Here is a 12843-nt window from a genome sequence, read left to right on the forward strand (position 1 = left end):
TTAATGTTTTTTTTGATTATGCACGCAACAGTTGCCGTACGTCACACCTTTTTAGGCGCGCGTGCACGGTGATAGCGGTAACCGTTACCTGGTTGCCACGTTGGCGACGCGGATTTACGTAATTTTCCATGCCGGTTGTGGGATTTCGCGATTGCGGGCGTAATACGGCCGATCACAAAATCGATACGCCACTTATCACACCGACAAATCATGCTCCCACCTCGACACCCACAAGGCTGCCTCGGCCTGGCCCTCGCGCTCGCCTGCGCCGCAGCGCACGGCGCCCCCATTCCCTATGCGACGGAACACGTCATCGCGGCGGACGACTCCCCCGCCGCGATTGTCGCCAAGGCCGCGACAACCCTGCCCCGCCCCAACCAGTCCGCCTGGATGCGGCTGGAACGCACGTTCTTCCTGCACTTCGGCGTCAACACGTTCAATGAAGTGGAATGGGGCAACGGCAAGGAAGACCCTGCCCTGTTCAATCCCACGCAACTGGACGCGCGCCAGTGGCTGCGCGCGGTGAAGCAGCTCGACGGCAAGATGCTCGTGCTGGTGGCCAAGCACCACGACGGCTTCGCCATGTGGCCGTCGCGCTATACGAATCACTCGTCGGCCGCGAGTCCCTGGCGCGGCGGCAAGGGCGATCTCGTGCGCGAGGTGGCCGATGCGGCGCGCGACGCCGGCGTCAAGCTTGGCATCTACCTGTCGCCGGCCGACCTGTACCAGCTGAAGACCAACGCCGCGAACCCGGCCGGTTATTACGGCAATGGCAGCGCGAAACGCCGCTCGACGATCCCGACCGACCCGGCCCGCTTCCAGAGCGACCCCGCGCAGGGGCGCACCCCGCCGCCGGGCCGGCCCGTGTTCACGTACGAGGTCGACGACTACAACCGCTACTTCCTGAACCAGCTGTACGAACTGCTGACGGAATACGGACCGGTCCACGAAGTGTGGTTCGACGGCGCCAATCCCGACCCGAGCGTGGCCGAGACCTACGACTACGCGGCCTGGTACGACCTGATCCGCAAGCTGCAGCCGGACGCCGTCATCATGGGCAAGGGTCCGGACGTGCGCTGGGTCGGCACGGAAAGCGGCTACGGCCGCACGACCGAATGGAGCGTGATTCCACTGCCCACGGCGCCCGGCGCGTTCCAGTGGCCCGACATGCAGGGCGCGGACCTCGGCAGCCGGGCGCAGCTCAAGCCGGGATCGCACCTGTGGTGGTACCCGGCCGAGACCAACGCGACCCTGCTGGCGAACGGCCAGTGGTTCTGGGCGCACGACAAGCGGCCCCGTCCCGTCACGCAGCTGGTCGACATCTTTTATTCGTCGATCGGCCGCAACGCCAACCTGATCCTGAACCTGTCGCCGGACAAGAGCGGCCTCGTGCCCGACGACCAGGTCGCGACACTGGGCCAGCTGGGCGCCATCGTGCGCGCCACGTTCGCCGTCAATCTCGCGCGCGGCGCGCGCGTGACGGCCGACCACGCGGCCCCGCGGCATGCCGCGCCGGCCGTCCTCGACGGCAGCCTGGACACCTGGTGGGAGGCGGCGCCGGGGCGCAGCGACGGCACGCTCACGCTGACCCTGCCCCGGCGCACGCGCTTCGACGTCGTGTCGCTGCAGGAAGCGGTGGACCGGCGCGGCCAGCGCATCGAGTCGTTCGAGATCGAGACGTGGGACGGCACGGCGTGGACCGCGCCCGCGCGCCACCCGGCCGACGTGACGACGACGGTCGGCCACCGCCGCCTGATCCGGCTGCGCGCGCCCGTGACGACGGACCGCGTGCGCGTGCGCATCACGGGCGCGCGCCTCGAGCCGACGCTGGCGGAGATCGGGCTGTACAAGCAATCGGAAGACCTGTTGCCGCCCACGATCGCCGACCGCGACGCCGCCGGCGCCGTGCGGCTCGACCATCCGGCCGGCGGCACGATCGTCTACACGGTCGACGGCTCGGCCCCGACGGCCGCGTCGCCCGTGTACCGCGCGCCGCTGGCCATGCCCGGCAGCGGCATCGTGAAGGCGGCGCGCCTGCTGCCCGGCGGGCGGCTCGGCGTCGTCGGCGTGCGCGACTTCACGGGCTTGTCGCCGCGCGGCTTCACGGTCGTGGCGGCGGATGCCGAAGATGCCGGCCACGCGGCCGCACTCGCCGTCGACGGCGATCCCGCCACGTTCTGGCAGACGCCGTGGGGCGGCGGCCGGTCCATCCAGGTCGACATGGGCCAATCCCACCGCATCGCGGGCCTCGCCTACCTGCCACGGCAGGATGGGCAGGTGGCGGGGACGGCCGTGAACTACCGCTTCGAGACGAGCGCGGACGGGACGCACTGGCAGGCCGCGGTCGAACGGGGCACGTTCGCGAACGTCCACAACAACCCCGACCTGCAGACGGCCCGTTTCGCGCCGGTCGCCGCCCGCTTCTTCCGTTTCACGGTGCTGGACGATGTGTGGCGCTCCGGCTCGGCCAGCGCGGCCGAGCTGTCCGTCATTCCCGCCGACGCCGATTGAGCGCAGCCCGCATGATGACCGGCCACGACCACCGCGGCGCCAGGATGCGCGCCGCCCTCCACTGCCTGCTCACCGCCTGCGCCGTGCTGCTGGCAACGTTGCAACCCGCCCACGCTGCCCCGCGCGAGCGACTGTCGCTGGATGCGGGCTGGCGCTTCCTGCAGGGCGACGTGCCCCTGCCGGCCATCAAGGGCCATGGCGCCAGCTACCTCAATGCCAAAGCGGGCGAGGCGCAGGGCCCGGCCAATGCCGACTACGACGATTCAGGATGGCGCCGGGTCGACCTGCCGCACGACTGGGCGGTGGAAGGCCCGTTCGACGCCGCACAGAACAAGTCGCAGGGCTACCGCCCGCGCGGCATCGGCTGGTACCGGCGCTACTTCACCCTGCCGGCGTCCGACCGCGGACGGCACATCGAGCTGCGGTTCGACGGCGTCGCCACGCACAGCACCGTGTGGGTCAACGGCATCGTGGTGAACCGCAACTGGTCGGGCTACAACGGCCGCTACATCGACATCACGCCGTACATGCGCTACGGCGCGGAGCCGAACACAATCGCCGTGCGCGTCGACGCCGAAGTAATGGAAGGCTGGTGGTACGAAGGCGCCGGCATCTACCGTCACACCTGGCTCGTCAAGCGCGACGCCATGCACATCGCCACCGACGGCATCCACGCGAATCCGGTGCGGAAGGACGGCCGCTGGACGCTGCCCGTGACGGTGGACGTCGACAGCAGCGCAGACAGCGCACGCAAGGCGCGCCTGGAAGTCAGCCTGCTCGATCCGGCCGGCCATGAAGTCGCGCACGCCGGCGCGCCCGTCCAGGTCGATGCGCTCGGCAGGGCCAGCACGCGGTTGGCCCTGGCCATACGCAATCCCCAGCCGTGGACGCTGGCCAGGCCGGCGCTGTACCGCGTGCGCGCCGTGCTGCGCGATGCGACCGGCGAGCTGGATCGCGCCGAGACGCACACGGGCTTCCGCACGATCCGCTTCGACGCCGACCGCGGCTTCTTCCTCAACGGCCAGCCGCTCAAGCTGCAGGGCGTGGCGATCCACCAGGACCATGCCGGCGTGGGTGTCGCCGTGCCCGACTCGATCTGGGAATTCCGCCTGCGCCAGCTGAAATCGATGGGCGTGAACGCGATCCGCTTCGCGCACAACGCGCCCGCGGCCGAAGTGCTGGACATCGCCGACCGCATCGGCCTACTCGTGATGGACGAGAACCGCAACTTCAACACGTCGCCCGACTACATGCAGCAACTGACCTGGCTCGTGAAGCGCGACCGCAACCGTCCGAGCGTCATCCTGTGGTCGATTTTCAACGAAGAGACGCTGCAGGGCACGGAGATCGGCTACGAGATGGCGCGCCGGATGGTCGGCGCCATCAAGCAACTCGACACGACGCGCCCCGTCACCGCCGCGATGCACGGCGGTCTGTTCGCCGCCAGGAGCGCCGTGCAGGCGCTGGACGTGGCGGGCATCAATTACCAGGTGTGGGAATACGACCGTTTCCACAAGATGTACCCGCACAAGCCCGTGTTCAGTTCGGAGGACACGTCGGCCTTCATGTCGCGCGGCGAATACACGACCGACCAGGACAAACACCTCGTCGCCAGCTATGACGACGACGCGGCCCAGTGGGGCCAGACGCAGCGCGGCAGCTGGAAACAGATCAGCGCCCGCCCGTTCCTGGCCGGCAGCTTCGCGTGGACCGGTCTCGATTACCGCGGCGAACCGACGCCGCACGAGTGGCCCAGCGCCGGCTCGTTCTTCGGCATCATGGACCTGTGCGCGCTGCCGAAGAACGCGTACTGGTTCCGCCAGGCTTTATGGCTGAAGGACCGCACCGTCATCAAGGTCATGCCGCACTGGAACTGGGCCGGCAAGGAAGGACAGCCGGTCAAGGTGCGGGTCGCGACCAACGCGCCGCGCGTGCGCCTGGAGCTCAACGGCGCGGTCGTCGGCGAGCAGGACGTCGATCCGTTCGACATGGCCACGTTCCAGGTGCCGTATGCGCCGGGGCGGCTCGAAGCCGTGGCGCTGAAGGATGGCGCCGTGGTCGGGCGCGACCAGGTCGAGACGAGCGGCGCCCCCGCCCGCCTCGTGCTGGCGCCGGACCGTCCGGCGCTGGCCGGCGACGGCGCCGATGCCGTGCCCGTGACGGTGAGCGCCGTCGACGCGCAGGGCCGTCCCGTCCCCGACGCCAACCTGCACGTGACGTTCGACCTGGCCGGCCCGGGCGCCATCATCGGCGTCGGCAACGGCGACCCGAACTCGCACGAGTCCGAGAAGGCGCCCGAGCGCAACCTGTACAACGGCCTCGCCCAGGTGATCGTGCAAAGCCGCCGCGCCGGCCAGGGTCCGCTGACCTTGCGTGCGCACGCGGACGGCCTGCAATCCGCCGCACTGGCGCTGGACGTGCGCGCCGTCGCGCCCATCCCCGCCGTCGCCGAGGCGCAGCCGCTCGTGCGCCCGGCGCCGTGGCGCACGTCGCCGCCGCAGGCCGACCGTCCGGACCCGAACCGCGTACTGGCCGACAACGACATGAACACGTGGGGCTGGGGCGAACCGCCGCTGAAGCAGGCGCCCGACGCGCTGCCGTGGCGCAGCTACCGCGTCGCGTTCGGCCTGCGCAGCGACCGCAACGACGGCCATGCGCGGCTCGTCATGCGCGAGATCGCCGGCAAGGCCGAGGTGTGGCTGGACGGCGTCAGGCTGGGCGAGAAGACGGCGTACGAACCGGGCCCGCTGACCCTGGCGGTGCCGAAAGGTGCGGGCTGGCGCACGCTCACCGTGCTGGTCCAGGCACAGCCGGGCCAGCCGTCCGGTATCACGGGCGACGTGACGATCGAACCGGTTACGCCATAAAAAAAAAGCGGAGGCACACAGCCTCCGCTTTGCATCCCGCTCCCCGGATCAGGTCCGGCGGCGCGCCAGGCCGAAGGCCGCCACGCCGCCCAGCAGCAGCGACATGGTGCCCGGCAGCGGCACGGCCGCAGACGCGGCTTCCACGTCGACGTTGGCGAGCGCATTGACCGCACCCGACGTGAAACGCAGCTCCGTGATGCCGTTCAGCGCCGTGCTCCAGGTGCCGCCGCCCTCCAGGAAGGCCTGCAGGTTGCCGTCGGTCGACAGCGCGCTGCCGGTCGTGTAGTAGTCGAAGCCGCGCAGGTCGAACAGGCCGCCGCCGATGCGCGTCAGCGTGACGAAGGTGTCGGCGCCGTTCTCGAAACCGTCGTGCCAGTTGTACGTCTGCGGGTCGAACGTGCCGTCGCCGACGTGGGCCGCGCCGGCGTCCGCCCCCGGCGCGTTCAGGGTCAGGCGGTAGCCCGACTCCTCGTACACGAGGTTCGTGCCGTCATAGTGCATGTTGGCGGCGAGCGGGAAGCCGTCGCCGTACATCATCTCGGTCAGGCTGTCGAACGTCAGGACGGTCGCGCCGGCGTTGGCGGCCGCGACGCCCAGCGTCAGCGCGGCCAGGATTGCTTTCAGTTTCATGTAGATGTCTCCAGGTATTCGATTAGAAGCCGGTCCCGTGTCCGACACGCGGGACCGGCGTTGCATCAGTAGGTGTACAGGACGCCGCGGGCGGCGCCGGCGAAGTACACGCGTCCAGGCACGGTCTGGTCGGCCGCCAGGTTGCTGATGCCGGCGTACTGGTGCTGGTCGTCGTTGATGCGGGTCCAGTTGGCGGCGCCGTCATCCGAGCGATACAAGCCCCATTGGCCGTTGATCACGCCCACGATATAGATCGAGGACGAGTATTTGGCGCCGGCCGGGGCCTTGCCGAGGGCGATCGACGTGGCGCCATAGATCTTCGGCTCGTAGTAGTTATTGGGGTTCGGAACCGACTGGGTCACGTTCAGCTTGGTCCAGTTGGCGCCCGCATCGGTCGAGTGCAGGATACTGAACCCGTCCGCCAGCCAGATGTCGCCTTCCGCGTTCGGGTTGACGGCGATCGAGGTCTGTCCGAACTGGTTCAACGCGGCAATATTCTTGAACGTCGCGCTCTCGGTGAACGTGCGGCCGCCGTCCGTCGACGTGTAGAAGTGCGCCGCGCCGCCCCATTGCGCCCACCATGCACCGCCCGAGTCGTACGCATAGACCTTGTTCGGGTTCTTGCGGTCGGCCACGACTTTATAGCCGCGCGACACGCTCATGCCGGGCAGCGCCGGCAGGTTCGTGTAGGTCCACGTGTTGCCGTTGTCGGCCGTCCACGCCGGTACCGACTCGGCCGGTGCCCAGACCGCGTTGCCGGCCTTCGTGACCGCGATGCTGCCCGTTTCGGACTGGTGCGCCTTCGCGTCCGGGTGGTTGGTCACGAACTTGTTCCAGCTTACCCCGCCGTTGGTGGAGTAGGCGCCGACGATGTCCGGGTAGTCGTACGACCCGGCGCCGATGGCGGCGATGTAGTTGGGGTTGGACCATGCGGCGTCGATGCCGAATGCGCTGCCGAACCAGTTGCCCGAGGTGCGCGTGGGCGACTTGAGGAGTTCCGTCTGCACGGTGACGCCGATGTCGAGGCCGGCGCGCATCAGCGAGTAGCCGGCGCCCGGCGCCGGGGCCATCAGGGCCTTCGTCGCGACTTCCTCGACGCCGCTGACGATGAAGTTCCACGTCGGCTGCGCGGCCGACGCGTTGCGGGTCTCCCACACGCCGCCGCCGGTCACGTGCAGGACGCGGTCGGGATTGTTCGGGTCGATCTCGACGTCGTCCACCCAGCCGGAGTAACCGCCATCGGTCGGGTTGCGCGGCATCAGGTTGGCGATTTCGCGCCAGGTCGCGCCGCCGTCGTCGGACATCTGCACGGCCGGCATGCCGACCCAGTTCCCCCACGTGTTGGTCACGCCCAGCGCGATGCGGGTGTTGGCGCCGGTGCCGGACACGGACAGGCCGCCCATGCCGAAGCTGGACCACTGGGTGTCGTCGTAGCCTTTCAGCAGGGTCCAGTTGGTGCCGTCGAACTTGTACAGCCGGCACGGGCCGCCGGCGCCGGGGCCCTCGCCCTTCGTGAACGCCACGTACATCATGCCGTCCTTCGCGCGCGCCATGTGCGGGATGATGTAGCCCTGCACGTCGGCCGGGACCGGAATGCTGGTCCACGACGCGCCGCCGTTGGTCGTCTTGTACAGGCCCGCGGTCAGGCCGGCCATGCCCGCGTAATCGGGCGCCACCGCCGTGTAGATCGTCTGCGTGGCGGTGCCTGTACCTTTGGTATCGGTGTCGAAGATCACCTGTTCGATGCCGACCGGGCTGCTCCAGTAGGTCGTGTCGATCTGCGCCTGGGTCATCGTCAGCGGCGAGAGCGACGTCACCTGGTTCCAGGTCTGGCCGCGGTCCGTGCTCTTCCACAGGCCGGCCGTGCGCGTGGCGTAGAACAGGATCCTCGAGTCGTTCGGGTCGACCATCAGCCGTTCGCCGATCGCACGGCCCTGGTTGTTGCCGCCCGCGGGGAACGGCAGGTCGACGTGCGTCCAGTGGCTGCCGCGGTCGGTGGAAATGTACAGGCGCGCGGTGCTGCTGGCCCAGTTGTACATGCCGGCGCTCATGTAGACGCGCTGGTCGTCGTTCGGGTCGAGCGCCATCGTTTCGCTGCCGTGGTAAAAGCCCTCGTCGGGGCCGAACATGTCCGTGATCGCGATCCAGGACGAGGTGGCCGCATCCCAGCGGTAGGCGCCGCCGACGTCGGTGCGCGCATACAGCACGTCCGGGCTGGTCGGGTGGAAGATCAGGCCCGGCACGTAGCCGCCGCCGCCGAATTTCACGCTCGCGAAGCGGGCGGGCTTGATGGTGGGGCTGGCCGATCCGATGGTACCCGCCAGGACGGTCTGACCGTTGCCGTGGTCGGCGTTGCTGCCGCCGCAGCCGGCAGCGAGGCCCGCCACGACGCCGGCCAAGGCGATGAGTCGCATCTTGTGCATGTTTGTGTCTCCAGAATGATGTGATGTCGTACCGGCAGCGGGCACACCCGCCCGGATTCGATACATTCTGTGAGACTGTCCATACGGCGGCAATTTCGAAAACCCTCAGTCCAGCCACGAAATCCCGGAGCGTGCACGCGGCGCGACATGAAATTCCGCAGCGGCGGCAGAATTTTCACCAGCCGCCCCGGACGACGCCGGCGCACGGCCGCACCAGTGTTAGCATCCGCGCGCCAACCCATCACGAACGCCCATGACACCTCGACATCTCTCCCGGACCGCCCTTGCTGCGGCGGTCGCCCTGACGCTGTCCCTGCCCGCCCTGGCCGCGCAGGCCGATCCCGCCGCGCGGGCGCAAGCCCTGCTGGCCCGCATGACGCTGGACGAAAAGGCCGGCCAGCTGCAATCCACTTCACCCGCCATCGCGCGGCTCGGCATCCCGGCCTACAACTGGTGGAACGAAGGCCTGCACGGCGTCGCTCGCGCCGGCAACGCCACCGTGTTCCCGCAGGCGATCGGCCTGGCCGCCACGTGGAACGCCGCGCTCGCCGAACGCGTCGCGGACACCGTCGGCACCGAGTTCCGCGCGAAGTACCTGGAAACCGTGCATCCCGACGGCGGCGCCGACATGTACCGCGGCCTCACGGTGTGGTCGCCGAACGTGAACATCTTCCGCGATCCGCGCTGGGGCCGCGGCCAGGAAACCTATGGCGAAGACCCGTACCTGACGTCGCACCTGGGCGTGGCCTACATCCGCGGCCTGCAGGGTGCCGACCCGGGCGCGCCCAAGGTATCGGCGACGGTCAAGCACTTCGCCGTGCACAGCGGGCCGGAGGCCGACCGCCACCGCGAAGACGTGCATCCTTCCCCGCGCGACCTGACGGAAACGTACCTGCCCGCGTTCCACGCCGCCGTCACCGAGGGGCACGTGCTGTCCCTCATGTGCGCGTACAACGCGGTGAACGGCTTGCCCGCCTGCGCCAGCGCTCCCCTGCTCAAGGATCTCCTGCGCGATGCGTGGAAGTTCCAGGGCCATGTCGTGTCCGACTGCGGCGCCATCGCCGACATCCACTCGGAAGGCGCGCACCGCTACGTCGACACGCCGGAGCGGGCCGTCGCGGTCGCGATCAAGACCGGTACCGACGTGATGTGCGAATTCGGCAACAGCCCCACGGCGACGCCCGCCACGACCGTGCGCGCCGTGCAGCAAGGCCTCCTGGCCGAGGCCGACGTCGACCGTGCCGTGCTGCGCCTGCTGGAAGCGCGCATCCGCCTCGGCCTGCTCGATGCGCCGCGCCCTTGGGCCGGCATCACGGCGAAGGATTACGACACCCCGGCCGGCCGCCGCCTGAACCTGGAAGCGGCGCGCCAGTCCCTCGTGCTGCTGAAGAACGACGGCCTGCTGCCGCTCAAAACGGCGCCGCGCCGCATCGCCGTGATCGGCCCGAACGCCGACAGCGTCGACGCGCTGGTCGGCAACTACAGCGGCACCCCGTCGAAGCCGATCACCGTGCTGGCCGGCCTGCGCGCCCGCTTCCCGCAGGCACAGGTCACGTTCGTGGAAGGCACCGGCTGGGTCGCGCCGCCGCTGCAGGACGTGCCGGCGGACGCGCTGTGCCTGGACGCCGGCTGCGCCCAGCCCGGCGTGCGCACGGAACGGTTCGACAACCTCGACCTGGCGGGCGCGCCGGCCGCCGTCACGACCAGTGCTCAGGCGGCGTTCCGCTGGGGCTGGCCGGACAACGTCGAGCGCAAGACCTCCACGCGCTGGAGCGGCTACCTGCGCGCCTTCGAAACCGGCCCGCATCACCTGCGGCTGAAAGGCGGCCAGGGCTATCGCATCCGCGTCGATGGACGCCTCGTCACGGACTTGTGGGACATCGCCTGGCCGACGTCGAACACGCCGGTCGAACTCGCGGCCGGCAAGGTGTACCGGATCGAGATCGAGGCCCGGCAGACCGGCTGGGACGGCGACCAGAAGCTGCAGTGGACGCGGCCCAGCTTCGACGACACGGCCGCCCTGGAGGCGGCGCGCGCGGCGGATCTCGTCGTGTACGCGGGCGGCCTGACGTGGCAGCTGGAGGGCGAGGAGATGTCGGTCAACGCGCCGGGCTTCGCGGGCGGCGACCGCACGAGCCTCGACCTGCCCGCGCCGCAGGAAGCGCTGCTGGAACGCCTGGGGGCGCTCGGCAAGCCGCTGGTACTCGTCAACATGAGCGGCAGCGCGATGGCGCTGAACTGGGCCGACAAGCACGTGCCGGCCATCATCCAGGCCTGGTATCCGGGCGGCGAAGGCGGCCAGGCCGTGGCCGAACTGATCGCGGGCGACTTCAGCCCCGCCGGCCGCCTGCCGGTGACCTTTTATCGATCCGCCGCCGACCTGCCGCCGTTCAAGGACTACGGCATGCAGGGCCGGACGTACAAGTACTTCAAGGGCGAGCCGTTGTACCCGTTCGGCCATGGCCTGAGCTACACGCAGTTCTCGTACAAGCTCGCCGCGCCCGCGCCAAGGGCCGTGTGCGCCGGCTGCGCCGTCAAGGTCGTCGTCGACGTGAAGAACGACGGACCGCGCGCCGGGGACGAAGTCGTGCAGGTCTACGTCGCAAGGCCGCGGCCCGGGGCGCCCAACCGCACGCTCGTCCGCTTCGCCCGCGTCGCGCTGCAGCCGGGCGAGAAGCGCCGGCTGACGTTCGACCTGGACGGCAAGGCCATGAGCACGGTCGACGCGGCCGGCAAGCGCAGCGTCGAGCCGGGCCAAGCCACCGTGTGGATCGGCGGCGGCCAGCCTGGCCCGCGGACCGCGGGCGTCGCGCTGAAGTTCGGCATCAAGGGCCGCCGCAACCTGCCGTCGTTCTGACGCGCGCTACTCCTGCACGGCGACGACCACGACGGACTTCGCCGGCAGGGACAGCACCAGCTTTCCGTCCCGGGCCGCGGCCTGGAACGGCGCGGGCCTGACCGCATCGGGCGCGGCGAACGTGTTGTGCGCGTCCATCGCGGCTGCCGTCAGCACGGCACCGGCCGCCCCGCGTGCGGCGGTGCCGCTCACGTCGACCGTGACGTCGGCCGCCTCGCGCGGGTTCGTGTTGACGAGGGCAAGATACAGCTTGCCGTCCTTGCCGCGCGCCGCCGACGCGCTGACGGCCGGGATCGCGTCGGTGCCGAACGTGTACAGCGGATTGTGCGCCAGCGTCACCGGCACCGAGACCGCATCCTGGAACGGCACGTACATCCTGAAGACGTGGTAGGTCGGCGTCAGCACCATCCGCGCGCCGTCCGTGCGGACCATCGCCTGCAGCACGTTCACCATCTGCGCGATGCTCGTCATGCGCACGCGGTCCGCATGGGCGTGGAAGATGTTGAAGTTCAGGGCCGCGACGAGCGCGTCGCGCAGGGAGTTCTGCTGCTGGAGGAAGCCCGGCTTGCTGCCTTGTTCCGCGTCGTACCAGGTGCCCCATTCGTCGACGGCGAACATGAGTTTCTTCTGCGGGTCGTGCGCGTCCAGCTTGGCGACGTTGGCGGCGATGAACCCTTCCATGCGGCGCGTCTCGCTCAGCGTATGGATCCAGCGGCTTTCGTCGAAGCCGGTCGCACCGTACTTGCCGTTCCTGTCGGCGCCGGGCGACGTGTAATAGTGGAACGAGATCCCGTGCGCGCGCACGCCCCAGCCGCCGATGTGCTGGCTCAGGTACGCCGTCCAACTCGTATCCTCGTCGTGGCCGCCGGCCGCGATGAATTGCGTGTCGCCGCCGGGATGCAGGAAGGTCGCGTAGCGGCGGTAGGCGTCGGCGTACTGCTCCGGCCGCATATTGCCGCCGCAGCCCCAGGCTTCGTTGCCGATGCCGAAGAACGCCACCTTGTACGGCGCCGGGTGGCCGTTGCGGGCACGCAGCCGGGCGAGGCTCGACGTGCCGTCCGCCGTCATGTATTCGATCCATTCCGACATCTCCTGCACGGTGCCGGTGCCGAGATTGCCGTTGACGTAGGCATCCGCGCCGAGCTGCTCGACGAGGTCGAAGAATTCGTGCGTGCCGACGGCATTGTCCTCGTCGACGCCGCCCCAATTCGTGTTGATGCGCACGGGCCGCTGCGCGCGCGGGCCGATGCCGTCGCGCCAGTGGTACTGGTCGGCGAAGCAGCCGCCGGGCCAGCGCACGAGCGGCACGTGCAGCGCCTTCAGCGCGGCCACGACGTCGTTGCGCCAGCCGCGCGTGTTGGGGATCGTCGAGTCGGGACCGACCCACAGGCCGCCGTAGATGCCGGTGCCGAGGTGCTCGGCGAACTGGCCGTACACGTAGCGGCTGATGACGGGGCCCGGCTTGCCCGCGTCGATCGTGACGCCGACCTGCGCGGTGGCGAAGGTGGACGCGGCCGCGCAGACCGCGAGCGCGCACAATCGAAGTTTGTTCATG

Annotated in this window: 6 protein-coding genes; 3 read left to right on the plus strand and 3 right to left on the minus strand. The window is 69.5% G+C overall.

The genetic code is table 11. From position 1 onward, the window contains the following. Nucleotides 1-210 precede the first annotated feature (210 nt). Nucleotides 211-2511, plus strand: coding sequence for an alpha-L-fucosidase (locus tag ACEN9G_RS02240; RefSeq protein ID WP_483127633.1), 2301 nt, complete (start codon nucleotides 211-213; stop codon nucleotides 2509-2511). 11 nt (nucleotides 2512-2522) lie between these two features. Continuing rightward, nucleotides 2523-5378, plus strand: a complete 2856-nt coding sequence (galA, locus tag ACEN9G_RS02245) for a beta-galactosidase GalA (protein WP_483127634.1) — start codon at nucleotides 2523-2525, stop codon at nucleotides 5376-5378. 48 nt (nucleotides 5379-5426) lie between these two features. On the opposite strand, the gene ACEN9G_RS02250 is transcribed toward galA, so the two are convergent. Continuing rightward, entirely contained in the window at nucleotides 5427-6008 is a 582-nt protein-coding gene (locus ACEN9G_RS02250) for a hypothetical protein (protein ID WP_413343781.1), read from the minus strand. A 65-nt stretch (nucleotides 6009-6073) separates the two neighbouring features. Further along, nucleotides 6074-8431, minus strand: coding sequence for a dockerin (locus ACEN9G_RS02255; RefSeq protein ID WP_413343779.1), 2358 nt, complete (start codon nucleotides 8429-8431; stop codon nucleotides 6074-6076). 253 nt (nucleotides 8432-8684) lie between these two features. Between ACEN9G_RS02255 and ACEN9G_RS02260 the strand changes: the two genes are divergently transcribed. Next, nucleotides 8685-11288 (plus strand): glycoside hydrolase family 3 C-terminal domain-containing protein, encoded by a 2604-nt coding sequence (locus ACEN9G_RS02260; protein WP_483127635.1) that lies wholly within the window; start codon nucleotides 8685-8687, stop codon nucleotides 11286-11288. Nucleotides 11289-11294: 6 nt separating this feature from the next. Here ACEN9G_RS02260 and ACEN9G_RS02265 read toward each other — a convergent pair whose 3' ends face one another. Continuing rightward, nucleotides 11295-12842: an alpha-N-arabinofuranosidase gene (locus ACEN9G_RS02265; protein WP_413339087.1), complete on the minus strand. Its 1548-nt coding sequence runs from the start codon at nucleotides 12840-12842 to the stop codon at nucleotides 11295-11297. Nucleotide 12843: the final 1 nt, after the last annotated feature.

It is taken from the genome of Massilia sp. Masssp94, from assembly GCF_059491305.1.

Excerpts from the sequence above, each read along its gene's own strand:
- ACEN9G_RS02260 (WP_483127635.1), top strand. The coding sequence starts at position 8,685 with ATGACACCTCGACATCTCTCCCGGACCGCCCTTGCTGCGGCGGTCGCC.
- galA (WP_483127634.1), top strand. The coding sequence starts at position 2,523 with ATGATGACCGGCCACGACCACCGCGGCGCCAGGATGCGCGCCGCCCTC.
- ACEN9G_RS02265 (WP_413339087.1), bottom strand. The coding sequence starts at position 12,842 with ATGAACAAACTTCGATTGTGCGCGCTCGCGGTCTGCGCGGCCGCGTCC.
- ACEN9G_RS02250 (WP_413343781.1), bottom strand. The coding sequence starts at position 6,008 with ATGAAACTGAAAGCAATCCTGGCCGCGCTGACGCTGGGCGTCGCGGCC.
- ACEN9G_RS02240 (WP_483127633.1), top strand. The coding sequence starts at position 211 with ATGCTCCCACCTCGACACCCACAAGGCTGCCTCGGCCTGGCCCTCGCG.
- ACEN9G_RS02255 (WP_413343779.1), bottom strand. The coding sequence starts at position 8,431 with ATGCACAAGATGCGACTCATCGCCTTGGCCGGCGTCGTGGCGGGCCTC.